Raw genomic sequence first — 19,390 nt, forward strand, 5'->3', positions numbered from 1 at the left:
ATGAGAAACCTATTAATTACCCTATGTTTGCCATTAGGCTTTGGCTGTTCGCAAATGTTAAATTCGCTACATTCAGAGCCGGAGCAGGTTGAGCAAGACAATGCAGCCCAGCTTGTTTCAGAGCAGCGTGCGGTAAAAGCACCTGCACCAAATGAAGCGTTATTTCAGTCTAATTTAAACAAGCAAAGTAACTACACCAAAAGTGCCCCTGCAAAACGCAAAAATATAAACCATTATGTGCGTGGGATAATGCAAGACATGGTCGAAAACCTGCAATACGTAAACGACAAAACGCCACTTGCCGTTTCTAGCTTTGTGTTTTTAGATGATGACTACAGCGATGGAAGCCTGTTAGGTAACCAAATAGCCGAAAGCTTTATGCACGAGCTGCATAGTTTTGGAGTACCGGTTATCGATTTTAAAACCACTGATTATATGCGAGTAACCCCCGCAGGCGACTTTGTATTTAGCCGCGACTACCTAGAGCTAAACCAAGATCAAAACTTTAATTACGTATTAGCAGGAACACTTGTGAGCCACCAAGGTGGCGTACTGGTAAATGCACGAATAGTGGGCATTAAAAGTAAAGCGGTAGTGGGCAGTGCGCAAGGGTTTATCCCTCAATCAGTGGTTGATGCGCTAAACAGTAGCTATCGCACCGACGGAATTATGCTTAAACAAGCCAGCGAGTGAGGTTGACCATGTTTTACAAACTATCTGCTATAGCGGGGCTAATGGCAACGTTAGTATTAACTGGCTGTTCAATAACGCAAAATAATGAGCATAACGAAAGCATAAACACGCGCTCAGATTACACCGTGGTAACGCAAAGTAGCCAATCAAAGCCTATGTATGCCAACCAATCTGTGCAGCAGCAAAGTGAGTACGACACAGTAAGGCAGTTTACACCGCTAAAACACCACAAAACGCTGGCAAACTATGTAGAGCAAATGGCGCTGGATTTAGTCGATACGCTTGAAGCCGAAGCGCCCGATAACAACAGCATCAACATAGCGGTTACCACCATTGTAGATTTAGACGCATCGCTTAATAAAAGTAATCAGTTGGGTAATCAATTAGCAGAGACGTTTATTCATCAGCTGCAAAAATTTGGCTACGGCGTGGTAGATTTTAAAACCATGGACAACATTGATGTATCAAATAGAGGCGATTTTGTGTTATCTCGCGATATAGAAAAGCTAAGCGAAAGCAGCATGGCTAACTATGTATTAGCAGGTACGTTAATTTACCGCCCAAATGGCGTAGCAGTAAATACCCGCGTTATAAATGTCCATAGTAAACATATTGTAGCAAGCAGCCGAAAACTCATACCACTGTACGTGTTAAACAAAGAAGATATATATTTATCAAGCAATTAAGTTAATTTTAGCTTGATATGAAAAACAAGATGCCGTTATAATTTTTGTAAGCTGTAAGCTGTAAGCTGTAAGCTGTAAGCTGTAAGCTGTAAGCTGTAAGCTGTAAGCTGTAAGCTGTAAGCTGTAAGCTGTAAGCTGTAAGCTGTAAGCTGTAAGCTGTAAGCTGTAAGCTGTAAGCTGTAAGCTGTAAGCTGTAAGCTGTAAGCTGTAAGCTCGATGCGGCCTCTTAGTTAAATGGATATAACGGCCCCCTCCTAAGGGGCAGTTGCAGGTTCGATTCCTGCAGGGGCTACCAACCAAAAACCTAATGCAATATTAGTAACTCTTTTGTGCCTGCGTAGGTCGGATAAGCGAAGCGCCATCCGACACAGTAAAATACCTTACCAATTATTATCAATATTTTATGTTGCCGAGTGGCTGGGTAGTGCCAATAACAGCCATTAGTTAGTCTGATAGTAAAAACTGCTATCAGAAACTTTTTGAACAATATCGAATTCCAAACCTATATGGCTATAATCACCAGAAGTTGGAATAGTTGATTTATGGTTAATTACGATTCCCCAATGGTTATCGCTTATACCTCCAAAGATTATGTTGAGACTCTCTTCGTTTACTCTCGTGATTGCAGCAACATTATACTTAGCCATCACCTCTCTCAGAGCCTTAGTAACTTCAGATAATGCCAACATTTTGGGAGCTTCTTCAGGCTTGGATAACCTATAGTCACCTGACGGGATAAATCCTGCTTGTTTGGATGGGTAGTAGGTAATAAGCTGCGTTGGACTATAAAACGTGTTATTTATGCGAAAAACATGTGGTGCCGTTTGCTGGACAATATAAAGATTTGTATTTTGTCTCAACATTTCAACTTCACTCTTTGAATCCACTAAAAACTGCTTTATCAGCTCAATTCGTTCTTTTTTACATTTTTGCTCCTTGCATATTGAGATGCTTGGCAAATTAGAAAGTTGCTTCTTATTAATATTCAGGAACCTACTTCCTAATACCCCAAAATTAAAATTTGCAAAGGCTTGCTTGTCATTATTATTTACGAAATTGGTTGGGCGAACATCCAACAGACTAAATGGAAAGAATGAAGGAAGGTATGCTAGCTGTTTATCCGTTTGAGGAAGCATCTTGTCCGCATGTTTAAGCAGCTCTCTGTACTCGCTATCAATGTCTTCGTTGAAATAGGATGGCATATTTCCATAAGCAGACGTCGCAATGATTAAACTGCAACACAATAAAAAAGTTCTCATCATTTGTTATTTCAAATCCCTATAAAATAAAGAGTCATTATAATGGTATAGCATAATATTATTTAACAATGAAGATTAGCTCCATGTCCGTAATTCGCTCTTTGTCGAAGTTCGGCTCAGTGCCATTTCCGGACGTTCGTAACGACTCGTTAAAAGCCAACTGTTTTTGTCCTTTTAAACGACTTCTTAGCAGTTGACTTTACCTAGGTTCGCCTGCCTTTATTAACGTGTACCGCTCATCTGTCCATGAGAATTCCGATAGAGCAAGAAAAACGGCATTGTACTTTTTTAATTTTTCAACAGATTCTAATGAAAAACAGCCTCCAACAACTATTAAAGTATCTTGGCTCGGCTCTCCAAACTTTTTTAATGCTTTTTCTGTAAGGTTACTTTTTATCACATCTTTTCTATTATGTGGAAAAGTAATCAAAGTACATTTTTCAGAAAACTGAGATTCACAAGCTGCCGCTAAGCTCTTGTACTCAGTTGGTACACGATCTTTAATAATATGTGCTTCAATGCTTCTAATTATGCGAAATTTCATATCGACTGCTAACGCCCGCATAAACTGCGGAACATGTTGGACACTTTTTTGCGTCATTTTCTTTTAAGCAAAAAAATCGGACAATGTAGGGCGTCAGATTTAATGCGCTTGTTAAACTTATAATCGGGTTTGCTCATCTTTCGCTGTTAGCTTCTCAGAATGCTTGATGATTTCTGTGGGAAGTCCAGTGGTGCAGTACAAAAGCCTAACAAACAGAAATCCACATACTTTGCCTAATTTGACAGTAACGTATTAAAGCATCAGATTTAACACGTTTCTGTCCAACAACGAGTTTACCCAATCGTCCGCTTATAGCTCAAAGCCGCCCTTAAAAAACCAAAGATGCCAATAACTACTGAGTTGAAGTGTTAGTAAAACAGTAATTCTTATAACTACGTATAAAAAAGCGAGTAAATATAAATCTACTCGCTTTAAAATTTTGACAGCTTACAGCTTACAGCTTACAGCTTACAGCTTACAGCTTACAGCTTACAGCTTACAGCTTACAGCTTACAGCTTACAGCTTACAGCTTACAGCTTACAGCTTACAGCTCAACCATCACTCGTAATCGTATCAATCAGCTCACCAAGCACCGCTTCGGCTTTGCTGGTTTCTACTTGGCAGGTACCGGCGTTTAAGTGGCCGCCACCGCCGTATTTAAGGCATAACTCGCCCACATTGGTGTTTGAGCTGCGGTTGGTGATTGATTTGCCTATGGCAAATACTACGTTTTGTTTTTTAAGGCCCCACATTTTGTGAATTGATATATTGCAGTCGGGGTACATGGCGTAAATTACAAAACGGTTGGTGGCGTAAATAGTTTCTTCTTGAGTTAAATCTAGCACCACAAGGTTTTTATGCACGGTTGCGCATTGTGCTATTTGCTCTTTGGCCTTTTCGTTATGCTCGTTATAAAGCGCAACACGTTCGGCTACGTCTTCCATTTTTAAAATATCTTCAATGCTTTGATCTTTACAGGCATCAATTAGCTTCATCATTAATTGGTAGTTTGAAATTTTAAACTCGCGGAAGCGGCCAAGGCCTGTGCGTGCATCCATGATAAAGTTCATTAATACCCAGTCTGTTGGGTTGAGTATTTCGTCTTTTGAGAACTGCGCTGCATCGCCTTTATCTACCGCTTCCATCATGTCTGTGCTGATGTTTGGAAATTTTTCTGCGCCGCCATAATAATCATAAACAACGCGTGCAGCAGAAGGGGCTTTAGGGTCAATTACGTGGTTTTTAATATCGCTTGCGTTACGTACGGTTTCGCTTAAGTGATGGTCAAATGCAATATGACAGCCAGCAACGTAGGGTAGGTTAGTTGTAATGTCGTTTGCAGTTATGTCTATTTTGCCATCTTGCATGTCTTTCGGGTGTACAAATAAAATGTCATCAATTAGGTCTAAGTCTTTGAGCAGTACGGCACATACCAAGCCGTCAAAATCGCTGCGGGTGACTAGTCTAAATTTATTATTGGGCATAGCTTTTCCATCTTGTTGTGATTGAGTTATCAAATAAGTGTAACAGCTAAAATAATTTTTGAGAGGTTATAGCAATCGAATTAAAAATTTAGTCATTCAAACGTGCTAAATAAAGCGTAAACGGCGTTATAAATTTTTAAGTAGAACATATGCCTATCGAAAATTATGCCTTTGTATGTACTCTGTTTATCTGTTGCTATCAATACCTCATAATTTAATACAATGGGTATTAGCGTTAAAAAAGCGCATAAAAAAGCCAAAACGACTGTTTTGGCTTTTTGTTAGCAAGTATGTATTTGTTTTATTACTGTATAAAAGTTAAGCGCCTGGTCCGCATTCCATACAGCTGTTAATAATATCTGGGCCAAATTTAAGTCTGGCATTTAAATCGCGTAGGGCCGTGCGTAGACCTTCTTCAATTACTGGGTGGTAAAATGGCATATCCAGCATTTCTGGTACGGTCATTTTGTTTTGTACAGCCCATGCTAATAAATGAGCAAGGTGTTCGGCTTGTGGGCCAATAAATTCTGCACCTAAAAATAAGCCTGTGCCTTGCTCTGCGTAAACGCGCATGTGGCCTTTATTTTTAAGCATTACTCGGCTGCGGCCTTGGTTTTCAAAGCTCACTTCGCCTACTTCAAAGCAACCACATTCACCTAGGCGGTCTGTAATTTGTTTGAAGCTTTCGCCAACCATTGCTATTTGTGGGTCACTAAACACTGCGGCAATTTTAGCGCGGCGAAGGCCAATGCGTACATCGGGGAAGCGCCCAGCATTTTGTCCGGCAATGGTGCCTTGATCAGATGCTTCGTGTAGCAGGGGGATCATATTGCTGGCATCGCCCGCTATAAATATATTTGAGTTACCACATTGCATAGTGTGCGGGTCGGCGTGTGGCACACCGCGCTCATCAAGCTCTATGCCGGTATTCTCTAAACCTAGCTTGTCTACATTGGGTACTCGGCCTGTGGCTGCAAGTACGTAGTCAAATTGCTCGGTGTGTTTAGCACCGTCTTTATCGGTGTAAGTAAGCTGGGCTTTATCGCCAACTTGCATCATGTCAGATACGTTTGAGTCGGTATCTACAAAAAATTCTTCAGCAAAAACAGTGTTTGCATAGTCTTTAATTACTGGGTCGGTAAGTGGGCCAATTGCGCCGCCAACACCAAATAATTTTACGTTTACGCCTAAGCGGCTAAGTGCTTGGCCAATTTCTAGGCCTATTACGCCTGGGCCAAATACAGCCACTGACTCTGGTAGGTCGTCCCAGTCAAATACATCGTCGTTTATAATAAGTTTGTCGCCAAAGTTATTAAACACGCCAGGGTATGATGGGCGCGAACCCGTGGCAATAACAAAACGTTTAGCAGTAATAATGATGTCATCGTCAATTTGTACGCGGTTGGCGTCTAAAAACTTGGCGTAGCCACGAATTTTATCTTCATCAGGAATGTCGTCTACGGCTTCTACTACGAATCCTGCAAAGCGGTCTCGTTCGCTTTTAACACGTGCCATAACTGCTTTGCCGTCTATTCTTGGCTTTGAGCTATGTACACCAAATGCAGGTGCCATTTCAATTGAATGCGCGGCTTCGGCTGCGGCAATAAGTAATTTACTTGGCATACAACCAACGCGTGCACAGGTAGTACCGTACGGGCCTGATTCAATCATTAAAACGTTAGGGGTGAATTGTTTTGCGTTACGGTATGCGCTTAAGCCTGCAGTACCTGCACCTATAACAACAACATCGGTTTGTAATTCTTTCATAGTGGTATCCTTTATTATTTTCAATCTGAGCGATGAGATTGATATAGAGGGGCGTGTACGCCCCTGCTATCTTTTTACTTAATTAAGCAAAGTATTTTTCTAAATCGTCTGAGCCGCCAATGTGTTGTCCACCAATAAATATTTGTGGAACAGTGTCACGGCCAGTGATTGCTTTAAGGCTTGTTAATGTAGCGCCTGCACCCATAACAACTTCTTCAAATGCGTAGCCTTTTTCTGTTAGTAGCTCTTTTGCTTTTTTACAGAAAGGGCAACCAGGTTTAGTAAATACGGTTACTGGCTCTGGCTTAGTTTGTTTTGGGTTGATGTAGTCAAGCATTGTGTCTGCATCAGAAACTTCAAACGGGTCGCCTGGTAAATCTGGTTCGATGAACATTTTGTCGATAACGCCATCTTTAACTAGCATAGAGTATCTCCAGCTGCGCTTACCAAAGCCTAAATCGTTTTTATCTACTAACATGCCCATGCCGTCAGTAAATTCGCCGTTGCCATCAGGTAATAATGTGATGTTTTGCGCTTCTTGATGCTCTGCCCATGCGTTCATTACAAATGTATCGTTTACTGATACACATACAATTTCATCAACGCCATTTTGCTTAAGTACACCGGCTAACTCGTTGTAGCGTGGTAAGTGAGTTGATGAACAGGTTGGCGTAAATGCGCCCGGTAGTGAAAACACAACAACGGTTCTGCCTGTAAAAATTTCGTCTGTGGTTACTGATTTCCATTCGTCGTTTTGACGTGTTGCAAATGTAACGCTTGGGATTGTTTGACCTTCAATATTCTTTAACATAGTTTGTTCCTCTTGATTTGTTGGAGCCATTATGGCGAGAATTTAAATATAGTTCCAATCGTTTGTTTGTATTAAACTAATAGGTGTAGCCTATCAGGTGGAGATGAATTTGAACTTAAAAGATTTAGAGTATGTAAAAGCAATAGCGCACCACAAGCATTTTCGCAAAGCGGCCGATGCCTGTTTTGTTAGCCAGCCTACACTAAGTGGGCAAGTAAAAAAGCTTGAGCAAGAGCTTAATGTTGTTTTATTTGACCGCTCAACTAAGCAAGTTACATTAACAGCGCAAGGTGAACGTTTGTTGACACAAATAAACGTTATTTTAGAGCAAACAGAAATCTTAAAAGAGCTGGCGGCTACTTCGAACGGGCCGCTACAAGGTAAGCTAAGAATTGGTATTATTCCTACTATTGCGCCGTACTTACTCAGCGCTTTACTGACCTCTATGAAAGCGGCGTTTAGCGAGAGCCACTTTTCGTTTATAGAAATGCAAACAGCGACTATGCTAGAGGCGCTTGATAACGGCGAGCTCGACTTTGCAATTTTGGCCGATGTTCCCGAGCTTAAAAACTACCATACGGTTAACGTGTACAAAGAAGACTTTATGGTTGCTGTTTCAACCGATAACCCATTATCTAATCGTAAAAAAGTAGCGCTAAGCGATTTACAAAGTTGTAGCCTATTAATGTTAAGTGATGGTCATTGCTTTAAAGATCAAGCCCAAAAGTTTTGTTTTGCTGCGGGAGTGGATGTGTCGAACCAATATCAGGGCAATAGTTTAGAAACTTTATTGGCGCTGGTGGCAATAGATGACGGGGTGACATTTGTGCCCAAGCTTGCGTGTACACAGCGTGTAGGGATTGATTATTTAGCTATTTTTCCTAATCAGCAACGTAATGTGGTATTTGCTTGCAGAAAACACTACCCGCGTTTGGCGGGCGTTGAGCAATTAGCCCAGTGGTTGGCAGAGCACCCAAATTTAAAGCGGGCGCTTATTTAGCGTTCTTGGCTTGCAACCTCTACCACATCGTTTATTTGTACCCCAGGCAAAGGCTTGTCGTTAAGGCTTACAGCAATTGCGCTTTGTTTATAAAGTTGCTCAACCACAATGGTGTTAAGCGTGGTAATGGTATGCGGCATAGTATTGCCTTGTGCATCGGTTAAGTAGTTATGGTGCGCAATGCTTAATAGTTGGCCTTTTTTAAGGCCATGAACTGTGCCTAGGTTTATCACTAATTTGTTGTTTTCCATGTGCATTATTTTACCTTTAGTAGGAAAACACGCCATAGCCGCTTGTATATCGTAACTGACCGTTTGATTTATATCGCTAATACTTTGCCCAAAAGGTGATTGCCAAAACCTATCACTATTTACATCAACTATGGCTGTTTTTTCAAATGGCCATACAGCTTGGGTATGATAGCTGTTTTGCCATAATTGTTCGTACGTGGTGCCATCAAACAACATAAACTCAATAGCGTAGCTGCGCTGGTAAGTTTCGTCTTGCCAAAAGGCGTAGTCGTTATTGAGTTTATCGCTTGGCGCTAAATTGGTTATTTGACTTAATAAAACATATTGCGCGTTGCTTCTGGCTGAAAGCTCTTCTAGTTGTGCATTTGAGTAATCGTGCTGCTGATTAAAGTAATTGTCTACATTAATTGCTTTATTGTAGTAAGCAACGGGCAGGGTGCTCATTTTTGTACTTTGCAAAGCACTAAATAACTTTTTACTAATGGCTTTATTTACGTCAAATATTTGACCCATTAAGGCATGCTCACGATGAACAAGCTGGCTTTGGGTTACAGCAACAAATTTATTAAAGTTACTTTGTGGGCATTGCTCTGTTTGGGCAAATACATCAAGCCTAAGCGTAATGGCAAATTGTTGATTTTGGCGTTGCTCGCTCACCAGCTCTATTTTTTGTATTTCGCCGTGGCTACTAATTTTTAGCTGATCTTGCGTTAGCACGCCATCTACCAAGGTCTGTACCGAGCTAACCCGGGCGCCAGAAAACACTAATGCTTGTGTAATTGCATCTTTAATCGCGGCCGATTTAGCACTGCTTATGTCGCCATTTTGTATTTGTGCATGGCCGGTAGATTCAAACCATTGTGCGTAAGTACTGGCAGAAAACGTTAATAATGCAGCGCTAGTAACACCTGCAAATAGTGATGATAAAAACGTATTCATACTGGTACTCCACATAAAATTAGTTAATTACGCTTTAGCTAAGCAAGGACTGCACCAATATGAGGACTTTATAACAAATGGCATTAAACCTGCATTTATTTGCGCAATTAGTTTAAAGGGTGCAAATAAATGCGTGCAATTATATTACTTACTTTAGCAGGCCTTGGCCTTGCCGGTTGCAGCAACGTGTTTGATAAACATGTTGAGTACAAATATGTAGAGCCAAATAATTATCCCATACTTAAAGCGGTTGGTTATGCACCTATTAGCTTGCAGCAAGGGGCTAATAAATCACAAAAGCAATTAATGGCAATTAAAGCCTCTAAGCTTGAGGCGTACCGTGAACTGACTGAGCAAGTTTATGGGCAAAAAATTACAGCGGGCACGTCTGTAGCAGGTGCTATTGCTCAAAACGATTACATGGAAAGTAAAGTGCAGGGCATAATTAAAGGTGCGCAAATTATTAAAACTTACTCAGTTGACGATGTATACGTTACCGAGCTTGAGCTAAACATGAAGCGCGTCCACGACTTATACATAGGTGAAATTAAGCCGCGAGAAGTTAAAAAAGTGACCTACTACTAAGTAACTGGCCAGTACTTTAAATAGTAAAGCTACATTAAGCTGCTATTTTAGCAGCTGGTTTTAGTGTTAAACGCGTGGAATATACTCGTATAGCAATACATAACTTTGCTATTTACGGGAGCGTTTTTCTGTAAATCTAGGGTTTGATAAATCAGCTTTAAATACAACGATGGTTCAATACGTTAGTTAATGTATTAAGCAATGTTGAAATGACCGAGTTAAAATTTAAATCTAGTAAAAAAACACATACAAAATATCTCATCCTTTTATATTGAGTGCTATGCTGTTGTTACGAATAATATTTGAACAAGTAGTGTAGCGTTTGGTGTATGTTTTTAATTTTTCTTTTTTTGGGCTGTGAATGACACTTAGGCCCACTCTTTCCTCAAATAAGCTATTTTTTTGGTGCAAAAGCAATTTGCGCTATTTACTGCTATTTTTTTTACTTTCAAGCGGCGTGTTTGCGAGCCGTTTAACTATTCAATTTAATACCTTTATAGAATTAATGGGGCAAAAATATGGCCCTGCGCGAGTCACTGTGGCGCGTAATTGGCAAACTATGTTGGTGCGCACCCAAAATAAACCAGAACAACAACAAATTTTAATTGTTAACGACTTTTTTGCACGCAATCTTCGATACCAAACCGATATACAGCTTTGGAAGCAAAACGACTATTGGGCTACGCCATTAGAAACTCTTGGCCGTGGTTTAGGTGATTGTGAAGATTATGCCATTGCTAAATACATTAGTTTACGCGCCTTAGGCGTAAGCGACGACAAGCTTAGGCTTATATATGTAAAAGCTAAGCTTGCTGGTACAAACAAAACACAAGCACACATGGTATTAGGCTACTTTGCTACGCCTAATGCTCAGCCGCTTATTTTAGATAGTTTAATAACAAAAGTGTTACCTGCAGCAAAACGCGTTGATTTAAGCCCGGTATTTAGTTTTAACAGCCAAGGTTTATGGGCAAATAACTCGACTAAAAGTGTAGCCAGCCCGACAGCAAGGCTATCGCGTTGGCGTAAAATTTTGGAGCAGACATCACAAGAAGGGGTTATGTGGTAATGGCGTCATTTTCCTTATTTAAGTTTTTCAAAAAAAGAAAAATCACTCTTAGGCAAGAGCTGTGGATCACCTTGCTGGTGGTGATTTTTGTTGGCTTTATAAGTAGCGTGTTAATAAGTACTAACTCTGCTAGAAACTATTTTTCTACGCAGCTGTATTTAAAAAATGTTGATAATGCCAGCTCTTTAGCGCTGATGATTAGTCAGCTTGAAAAAGATCCTGTAGAGCTTGAGCTTTTAGTATCGGCCACTTTTGATACCGGCCACTACAAACGCATAGAACTGCAAGACCCAAATGGTGAGGTTATTGTAAAGCGCGTATTTACCGACACGTTAGAAAATACCGCACCAGCTTGGTTTAGAGCGGTATATGGGCTAAATGTTCAGCCAGGTGTAGGGCAGGTTAACAACGGTTGGCAGCAATTTGGCACCTTATTTGTTGAAAGCCACAGTCAATATGCTGAGCAAGCGTTGTGGGAAAGCGCCCTTAAACTGTTTTTTAGCTTTTTAGTGGTGGCCTTTTTTGCCTGTGCCATAAGTGCGTATTTATTACGTAGAATTTTAACGCCACTTGATGATGTGGTGTACCAAGCTAACGCCTTTGGCGATAAGCGTTTCATTAAATCAAAAGTGCCAAAAACCTTTGAGTTTGCACGCCTTGTGCAGTCGATGAATTTATTATCGACACGGTTTAGTCGCATTATAAAAGAAGATAATAAACGCTTAGAGGAGTTGCGTTTTAAAGCCCAGCACGATGAGCTAACAGGGCTTGCCAATCGAGAGTATTTTAGTGCCACATTAGAGGCTCATTTACAAAAAGTGAAAGATCATGCCCATGGTGCTTTGTTTTTATTTAGGGTGGTTAATTTAGATAAAATAAGTGAATCGATTAGCCGTGTAGAAATGGTTAACTTTTTGCGCCGTTTTTCTCAGGTGTTAACGCAGTTTTTAGAGTCGAATCAGGCGCACTTTTCAGAAAACTATATTGCGCGTATATCACATACCGACTTTACTGTGTTGTTTAGCGATACTGATGATATTCAAGCGCTTAGCGAGCAAATAACCGCATTGCATAAATCGATTGTTGATGAATACAAAAATATTGATTTGGCCATTGTACACAGTTGTACCTACATTGAGAAAAACGACACCCGATTTGATTTATTACGCCGTGTAGATGGTTTATTAAAAACAGCAGGTAACAAACCTGGGGTGCAAGCAAAAGTCATTGATAATAAACAAAAGAGTGAAATTTTTGATGACTCTACTGGCTGGCAAAAGGCTATTGAGGATGCGCTTGAGCAAAAAACTATACAGTTAAATTGTTTAGAGGTTATGGGTTTTAACGACACCTTGTTACAGCACCAGCTTAGTTTAAGTTTAGAATTTGGCGGCCAACATTATAAATCAAGCTACTACTATCAATGGGCTAATCGCTTAAACCTATTAGCACGTTTGGATTGGAGTTTAATCAAGCAAATTGTTAAACAGTACGGTGAAGCGCCGCCAAATGAATTGATTGCTGTAGAGCTTTCGGCGCAAACATTAATGGATGATACCGCGCTTGCCTCGGTATTAACCTATGTGTCTGCCTTTCCTGATTTGGCAAAAAATATATGTTTTGATATACGCGAAAACATTGTCGTAAACGAAAAAGATATATTTAAGGAATTTTGTGAGCAGGTGCGTTGTATGGGCGCTAAAGTGGCACTTAAACGTGTGGGACCTGAATTTACTAAGATTAAGAACATTCAAGAATTTGGCTTAGAAATGCTTAAAATAGACAGCATTTACGCGCATAACATTAGTTACAGCCAAGACAATCAAACCTTCTTACGCGGTGTTTGTACATTAGCACATTCTATTGGTATTAAAGTGGTCGCACAGGGCGTAACAAGCCAAGACGATATAGATACACTGGTTAATCTTGGCTTTGATGGAGTTATTAAAGAGTCGTAAAGCGACTCTTTAATTAAAGGGGAGTGGTTTAATAATGGCGGTGAATAGGTAAATGCAATTCAGTATTTAACCTATAAGCCTTTGTTTATTAGGTTAACTATAACTGGCGAAGGTTTTATTATTTCAGCTTAAGCTAGTTACCTTTAACTGCTAACATAAGTTGTATACGGTCGCGCACTTTTAACTTAGTGAAAATTGAGCTCATGTGCTCTTTAATTGTCCGCTCTGTAATATTTAGTGACTCAGCGGCTTGTTTATTGGTTGCCCCTGTTATAACTATATCAACAACTTGGCGTTCGCGTTTAGTTAAGCTTTGAATATCGCAGGCTTGGGTGTAATTTATTTGCTGCTGACTTAGTGCCCCAACAATATTAGATAGTAGCTGCCCAGGTAACCACAGGCCGCCTGAGCAAATAGTCTCAAGTACCTGTTGTAATATTACTTTAGATGCAAGTGCTTCTACATAGCCTCTTGCGCCCGCTTGCAGGGCTGCTCTAAGTTCCTCTATTTCTAGATTTGTGGTCATTACAATAACTGGCAAGCGTTTTTGGGCATATTTTTTTACCAGTTCAAGCCATCCCGAAGTGCCCGCCAGAACCCATATAATACTTGATGCATTAATTTGTTTTGGTTCTTTGGTGCATATTACACAACCTGCAAACGCACTTCGCCAGTGGCTCGATTCAAGTTCGGGTTGTGTAACAAATATACTTTGACGCATTAATTTACTCCAATAAATTCAGTTTAGCGTTCTGTCATTGCTTGCGATGTAGCTCTGAGTACGGGTTTAAGTAAATATTCCAAGACGGTTTTTTTACCAGTAATAATATCCACTTGTGTGGTCATTCCTGGAATTATAGTCAACTCTTCTGAAAAGTTATTTTTAGTGGTTTTTAATTGCACTAAATAAAAAGTATTTTCTCTGTCGTCGGTAATTGTATCTGCACTTATATGCAGTACCTCGGCTTCTAGTCCGCCGTATACCGCAAAATCATAGGCGCTAAATTTAATCATGGCGGGCTGCCCAGGGCGTAAAAAGGCAATATCTTTCGGCGGTATTTTTGCCTCAACAATAAGTTGATCGTCTAAAGGGACTATTTCTAAAACGTCACTGCCGGGTTGTAAAATGCCGCCTACGGTATTAACCAATAAACGCTGTACCGTGCCTTTAACCGGTGATTTTATCTCAGTTTGGGCCACTTTGTCGGCAAGCCCTGATTCGGTCTCTTTTATCGACTCTAAACGCAGCAATGCCTCCGAAAGCTCGTTGTTCCAGCGGTTGATCATCGCAAGTTCAACTTCTGTTACTTTGTTTTTAGCTTCGTTGATAGCCGATAAACTGCGGTTAATAACGGCTTTAGTGCGGTTTATTTCGCCGTTTAAATCAACTATTTCACGCTCTAACCTAATGATGTCTATATCAGATACAGCACCGGTTCTTAACAGTGGGCGTGTTACTTGCAGCTCACGATTACTTAGCCTTAGAGCGCTAGTGTGTTGTTGCAAAGCGGCTTTTGCTTCAATGTGATCTTGTCTGCGTTGTTCTAGCTGGCGTTTATGAATTGCCACTTGCTGCTCTAATTCTTGGCGATTACTTAAATATATTGAGCGCTCATGAGCGACCGCCTCGGGTACTTGCTTAACAAGCTCATCAGGAAAAACGAGATCTTCTTTTCTGGTAAGGGCTTGTAACCTGGCTACTTTTGCAGTGAGTGATTGCACTTTAGATTGGTTTTCTCTAAAGCTTGAAATAAACCGAGTAGGGTCGATTTTTATTAATACGTCACCTTCTTCAACAATTTGCCCTTCTCGAATGTTTATTTTTTCTACCATACCGCCATCATAAGATTGCACTAACTGTAATTTATTTGATGGGATAACGCGTCCTTCACCACGAGCTACCTCATCGAGTGGCGCAAAGCCTGCCCAAATTGTAAGCAAAATAAATGCAATGCAAATGAGGTATAACAAAAAACGTGCGCTGGCAGGCTCTTGCTGCATTTTTTCCCACTGCGCATCGACTACCCAATCTTGTGATTCAGGAGGCGAAAGCCAGCCTTTAAATAAGCGATTAAAGATCGAAGGCTTACCTTTTTTACGTGCTTCTATTGCTTTACTTACCGATTCAAAAGAGCGCTGCTCTAGTGGCTTTTTATTGTCGCTCATGATGCTTGCTCCACTGTTTGATTATTCAGTGCGGCAATTACTTTTTGTTTAGGCCCATCGGCAACTATTTTTCCGTTATCGAGCACGATGATGCGATCAACCAACGAAAGTAAAGACGAGCGGTGAGTAACTACAATTAAGGTTTTGTCTTGGGTGGCGGTTTTTAAATTTTGAATAATTTTATTTTCACTATTGTGATCAAGCGATGAGGTAGGCTCATCTAACAGCATAATAGGGGGGTCGTTTATTAGTGCGCGCGCTATACCAATTGCTTGTTTTTGGCCGCCAGATAGCAAGCGACCTTGCTCACCAACTTGTAGGTCAAACCCATCGGGGTGAGAGTTGATTAACTCGAATAACTGGCTTTTTTCGCATGCGCTAATAATTTGCTCATCTTTAGCATGCCATGCGCTAATAGTGAGGTTGTCTTTTAAGCTACCAAAAAACAATGCTATATTTTGGGGCACGTACCCTATGTTATGACGAAGTTCTGCGGGGTCTATTTGTTGTATATTGTTGTTATCGACCATTACGGAGCCTGCGGTTGGGTCATAAAGGCCTAAAATAAGTTTTTCGAGGGTGCTTTTACCCGAACCGTTGCGCCCTAAAATAGCCACTTTTTCGCCCGCTTTTATTTTAAAACTAATATTACTAAGCGCATCGGCCGCGTCGTCTTCATACTTAAAGCATACGTCTTTAAATTCTATTTCGCCGTTTAATACGGGGTGGCTTAACCAATGTTTATTTGGCGGGCGTTCAACGTCTTTCTCCATTATTTCGTTAAGCGATTGCATAGCAATAGCAGCATGATGATATTGCGCAAGTACGGCGGCGCATTGCCCAAGCGGCCCCATTGCACGTGATGAAAGTAAGTAAGCGGCTATTAATCCCCCTTGCGTGAGCTCGCCTTCAATAACTAAATGAACACCGATGATCATAATGATCACGCCAACACATTGTTGTATCCACGCTGCGCTATTAGAGATTGAGCTTGAGATTAAGCGACTTTGCGCATTAACCTGAGCAATATAAATAGTTGATTTTTCCCATGTTGATTGGGTTTTGCATTCGCTGTGAAAACTTTTTACATCTTCAATGTTGGTTAAGCTTTCTACAAGTATGGAGTTGCGCATTGAGCTTGCTTTCATGGTTTGCTCTGACAGCGCTTCAAGTTTTCTGTGGGCTGCTATGCCATAACTTAAAAGTATTAGGGCACCTGCGATAATGGGTAGGCTAAGCGGTACACCTATTATTGCAATAACAATTAGGTATATAGCAACAAAGGGTAAATCAACCAGCGCGACCAAGGTTATTGAACTAAAAAAGTTACGTACGGCTTCAAACGATTGTATGTTACTCGCAAATGACCCCGCTGATGAGGGCCTATTTTTAAGCTTCATACCAAGTACGCGCTCCATAATAACCGCAGATACTTTTACATCTATACGACTTGCCGCAAGCTCTACAAAGTAGCTGCGTACTAAGCGCAGTACAAAGTCGGCGGTCAGCGCTATTAAAATACCGATGGCTAAAACCCAGAGGGTTTCTGTTGCATGATTAGGAACTACTCGGTCATATACATTCATTACAAATAAAGGCATGGCAACAGACAAAACGCCTAATGCAATGGCGGAGATTATGACGTCTTTGTACAGTGCGCGGCATTCTTTTATTACGCCCCAAAACCAGCCATCTTTAGAGAGCTTTTCAAGCACCGGGGAGCGCTCATCAAACATAAACTCTGGATGAGCATAAATAATTAAACCTGTTGATTTTTCAATTAACTGTTCTAGGTCTTCTTCTACAACAGACTCGGTTAGCTCGGGGTAAGTAACTTGCGCTGTATGTTTTTGGTTATCAATAGCGGTTACCACGCACGCTTGGTTATTATTTAAAATAACAATGGCGGGTAATAAAGCAGTATTAATTTGATTAAGAGGCTTATTTACAACTTTTGATTTAAAGCCCACACGTTTTGCAGCACGTGCAAACCCTGAAGGCGTTAAGTTTCCATCTGTTAGTGGGAGGCCATTTAATAAGGCCTCCCTTGAAAAATCTTTATCATGAAAGCGGCACAATACTGCAAGGCAATCTACCAGTGCGCCGCCATGATCAAGTACATCATTTAATTCCATATACCATCCAATGTTATGTAAAACATTTTAAATTTATTTGTTTTAAGCACCTCTTAACTATCGGTAATAACCGCCTCAATACGGCGGTTTGCCGCATTAGCACGTACCGAAATTTCATTAACGCGTGGCTGATCAATACCATAACCAAATGATTGAACACGATTAGGCGCTATATCAAATTGCTCAATAAGTAATTGTGCTACGGCAAAGGCGCGTTGCTCTGAAAGTTTGCGGTTGTATTTTCTATCGCCATCTAATGAGGCGTGACCTTGGATCTCTACCTTTTTGTCAGGGTTATTTTTTAAAAACTCCGCGAGCTTTTCTACCTCTTGCAAGTACTCTGGGCGCACTTGGCTTGAGTCGGCTGAAAAGGGAATGCCTATTTCAACTGAGTCGGTCGCTTGGTCATACAAAGTACACCCAGACAGGTCTACATTTGTTCCCGCTGGCGTGCTTGGGCAGGTGTCTTGCTCGTTAGGTACGCCGTCGTTATCGTCATCTGCAAAACTCGATGCGCTAGGGGTTTCTGGTGGCATTTCTAAATACCTAGGCAAAGCTGTAACGCTCATGTAGGCGTTATCTTGCTTGGCTTTTTTTTGTAAAAAAGCTTTGCGCTTAAAGGTGGCAGCTACATCGTAACTTGGGCATATATTTTGTGCGTTATGCACGATTGGGTCATCTGTTAACTCAGTTAATGTTGGGTACTTGTCAGACATAACATTTAGAGCTGGCAATAGTTTACCCATTTCGTTAAGCATAGTTAAAATGGCTGTTTGTCTATCGTATTGAGCAACAATGTACGAGCGGTTAGATTGAAATGCTTCGTTTTCAGCGTCAAGTACATCAAGCAAGGTGCGTTGGCCAATATCAAATTGGTCTCGGTAGGCTATTTTTACTCTGTTTGACGAGTTTTTATAGCTTTCAAGCGTGGGTAGCTTTTGCTCTATATTGTTCACATTATGATAGGCAATTTGTAGGCTTTGACGAATATCAACACAAGCTTGATCGCGTTGATACTTGGCAATATTTACATCTTGGTATGCTTGTTCAAGGTTGGCGCTATCTAGGCCCCCGTTGTACAGGTTATAGGTTATGTCTATACCTACCCGTGCTTCGGTTCTTGTTTCGTTTAAACCTAGCTCGTCTCTGTCTTGTGTGCCGTAACGGGCAGATAAGTCTACGTTTGGATGAAACGCTGCCTTTTGTGCCTGAGCGTTGGCTTCTTGCGCCTCTATATTATAAAGCGATGCGTAAAAAGCAGGGCTGTTTTTATAGGCTATATCAAGCGCTTGGTTAATAGAAATGGGCACGTTTTGCTCATCTAATTTGGCTTGTTTTATATCATTAACGGGTAGCTCGCCAACAACTCTTAAATAACGCGCGGTTACATCGTGCAGGTTAGCGTACTCGGTTAGCACATTAGATTGCGCTAGCGATAAGCGCCCGCTAATTTGCTCTAGATCTGCTGCTCGGGCAACACCGGCTCCTACACTTTGTTCAATTTGTTGGTATACAGACTCGTGTTCTTGCAGGTTTTCTTCAGCGAGTGTCACAAGTTCTTTAAATTTTTGCACATCTAAAAATGCAATAGATGCATCTAATGCAGTTTGCTCTGTTTGTGAGAGTAATTCAAAATACCGAATGAGCTGAATACGCTCAAACCTTTCAACGGTGTTAGATGTTCTAAACCCGTCGTAAAGCATTTGAGTAACACTAAGCTCTGCAGTGTTGCGGTTGTATTCGTCTTCTATACCGTAGTTTCGGCGCTCATAACCTGCGCTGGCAGATACATCAACGCTAGGTAAGTAGCCTGAGCGGGCTGCATCTACGCCATAAATTGAGGATTTAAATGTATGCCATGCTTGTTGTACCTCGGGATTATTTTCAATTGCTTTACTGGTGACGTATGTAAGCGGCGCCACAGAGCTGTCATCGGCTTTTACCACGTTAGTTGCGCCAAGCGCACTTAGCGTTAAACCTATAAGCAGCTTTCCTTTTTGCTTTAGTAAAGTATTTTTTGTAATCATTTCTTCCTCTTAGGG

The 19,390-nt window shown here is 40.9% G+C and carries 16 protein-coding genes and 1 tRNA gene; 7 read left to right on the forward strand and 10 right to left on the reverse strand.

Going from position 1 to position 19,390, the window contains the following annotated elements:
* The 3 genes from SJY38_RS02915 to SJY38_RS02925 all read left to right on the forward strand — a co-directional run bounded on the left by SJY38_RS02915 (window position 1) and on the right by SJY38_RS02925 (window position 1,674).
* Window positions 1-693 (forward strand): FlgO family outer membrane protein, encoded by a 693-nt coding sequence (locus tag SJY38_RS02915; protein ID WP_004586248.1) that lies wholly within the window; start codon window positions 1-3, stop codon window positions 691-693.
* An 8-nt stretch (window positions 694-701) separates the two neighbouring features.
* The gene (locus tag SJY38_RS02920) at window positions 702-1,379 is read left to right on the forward strand and encodes a FlgO family outer membrane protein (RefSeq protein ID WP_286741833.1); all 678 of its coding nucleotides are present in this window, start codon (window positions 702-704) and stop codon (window positions 1,377-1,379) included.
* A 220-nt stretch (window positions 1,380-1,599) separates the two neighbouring features.
* Window positions 1,600-1,674 (forward strand) — tRNA-Arg (locus SJY38_RS02925).
* Window positions 1,675-1,819: 145 nt separating this feature from the next.
* On the opposite strand, the gene SJY38_RS02930 is transcribed toward SJY38_RS02925, so the two are convergent.
* The 5 genes from SJY38_RS02930 to SJY38_RS02950 all read right to left on the reverse strand — a co-directional run bounded on the left by SJY38_RS02930 (window position 1,820) and on the right by SJY38_RS02950 (window position 7,245).
* Window positions 1,820-2,641: a hypothetical protein gene (locus SJY38_RS02930; protein ID WP_377109272.1), complete on the reverse strand. Its 822-nt coding sequence runs from the start codon at window positions 2,639-2,641 to the stop codon at window positions 1,820-1,822.
* A gap of 196 nt (window positions 2,642-2,837) precedes the next feature.
* Window positions 2,838-3,182, reverse strand: a complete 345-nt coding sequence (locus SJY38_RS02935; protein ID WP_249326144.1) for a hypothetical protein — start codon at window positions 3,180-3,182, stop codon at window positions 2,838-2,840.
* A gap of 552 nt (window positions 3,183-3,734) precedes the next feature.
* The gene (locus SJY38_RS02940) at window positions 3,735-4,667 is read right to left on the reverse strand and encodes an exopolyphosphatase (RefSeq protein ID WP_024033066.1); all 933 of its coding nucleotides are present in this window, start codon (window positions 4,665-4,667) and stop codon (window positions 3,735-3,737) included.
* 318 nt (window positions 4,668-4,985) lie between these two features.
* Entirely contained in the window at window positions 4,986-6,434 is a 1,449-nt protein-coding gene (locus SJY38_RS02945) for a dihydrolipoyl dehydrogenase (RefSeq protein ID WP_286741834.1), read from the reverse strand.
* An 82-nt stretch (window positions 6,435-6,516) separates the two neighbouring features.
* Window positions 6,517-7,245, reverse strand: a complete 729-nt coding sequence (locus SJY38_RS02950) for a glutathione peroxidase (RefSeq protein ID WP_024033064.1) — start codon at window positions 7,243-7,245, stop codon at window positions 6,517-6,519.
* Window positions 7,246-7,354: 109 nt separating this feature from the next.
* On the opposite strand from SJY38_RS02950, the gene SJY38_RS02955 reads away from it, so the two are divergent.
* Window positions 7,355-8,245, forward strand: a complete 891-nt coding sequence (locus tag SJY38_RS02955; protein WP_029774511.1) for a LysR substrate-binding domain-containing protein — start codon at window positions 7,355-7,357, stop codon at window positions 8,243-8,245.
* On the opposite strand, the gene SJY38_RS02960 is transcribed toward SJY38_RS02955, so the two are convergent.
* Complete coding sequence (locus tag SJY38_RS02960) at window positions 8,242-9,435, reverse strand: flagellar assembly protein FlgT (RefSeq protein WP_377109273.1); 1,194 nt, start codon at window positions 9,433-9,435, stop codon at window positions 8,242-8,244. The genes SJY38_RS02955 and SJY38_RS02960 overlap by 4 nt on opposite strands.
* A 129-nt stretch (window positions 9,436-9,564) precedes the next feature.
* On the opposite strand from SJY38_RS02960, the gene SJY38_RS02965 reads away from it, so the two are divergent.
* The 3 genes from SJY38_RS02965 to SJY38_RS02975 all read left to right on the forward strand — a co-directional run bounded on the left by SJY38_RS02965 (window position 9,565) and on the right by SJY38_RS02975 (window position 13,047).
* On the forward strand, window positions 9,565-10,020 hold the full coding sequence (locus SJY38_RS02965; RefSeq protein WP_004589651.1) for an LPP20 family lipoprotein: 456 nt from the start codon (window positions 9,565-9,567) through the stop codon (window positions 10,018-10,020).
* A 361-nt stretch (window positions 10,021-10,381) separates the two neighbouring features.
* Window positions 10,382-11,089, forward strand: coding sequence for a transglutaminase-like cysteine peptidase (locus SJY38_RS02970; protein WP_024033060.1), 708 nt, complete (start codon window positions 10,382-10,384; stop codon window positions 11,087-11,089).
* The gene (locus SJY38_RS02975) at window positions 11,089-13,047 is read left to right on the forward strand and encodes a LapD/MoxY N-terminal periplasmic domain-containing protein (protein WP_029774508.1); all 1,959 of its coding nucleotides are present in this window, start codon (window positions 11,089-11,091) and stop codon (window positions 13,045-13,047) included. Before SJY38_RS02970 ends, SJY38_RS02975 begins: the two co-directional genes overlap by 1 nt.
* Window positions 13,048-13,180: 133 nt before the next feature.
* Here the strand turns inward: SJY38_RS02975 and SJY38_RS02980 are convergent, their stop codons facing one another.
* From SJY38_RS02980 to SJY38_RS02995, 4 genes are read right to left on the reverse strand one after another with little or no spacing between them, the layout of a single operon-like run.
* Complete coding sequence (locus SJY38_RS02980; RefSeq protein ID WP_377109274.1) at window positions 13,181-13,768, reverse strand: LuxR C-terminal-related transcriptional regulator; 588 nt, start codon at window positions 13,766-13,768, stop codon at window positions 13,181-13,183.
* A gap of 23 nt (window positions 13,769-13,791) precedes the next feature.
* A complete protein-coding gene (locus tag SJY38_RS02985; protein WP_055252885.1) occupies window positions 13,792-15,213 on the reverse strand; it encodes an HlyD family type I secretion periplasmic adaptor subunit in 1,422 nt (473 codons plus the stop codon).
* Complete coding sequence (locus SJY38_RS02990; protein ID WP_377109275.1) at window positions 15,210-17,348, reverse strand: type I secretion system permease/ATPase; 2,139 nt, start codon at window positions 17,346-17,348, stop codon at window positions 15,210-15,212. Before SJY38_RS02990 ends, SJY38_RS02985 begins: the two co-directional genes overlap by 4 nt.
* Window positions 17,349-17,401: 53 nt before the next feature.
* Window positions 17,402-19,375, reverse strand: coding sequence for a TolC family outer membrane protein (locus SJY38_RS02995; protein WP_377109276.1), 1,974 nt, complete (start codon window positions 19,373-19,375; stop codon window positions 17,402-17,404).
* Window positions 19,376-19,390: the final 15 nt, after the last annotated feature.

Source organism: Pseudoalteromonas sp. R86517 (assembly GCF_042466295.1).
Taxonomy (GTDB): Bacteria; Pseudomonadota; Gammaproteobacteria; order Enterobacterales; family Alteromonadaceae; genus Pseudoalteromonas; species Pseudoalteromonas atlantica.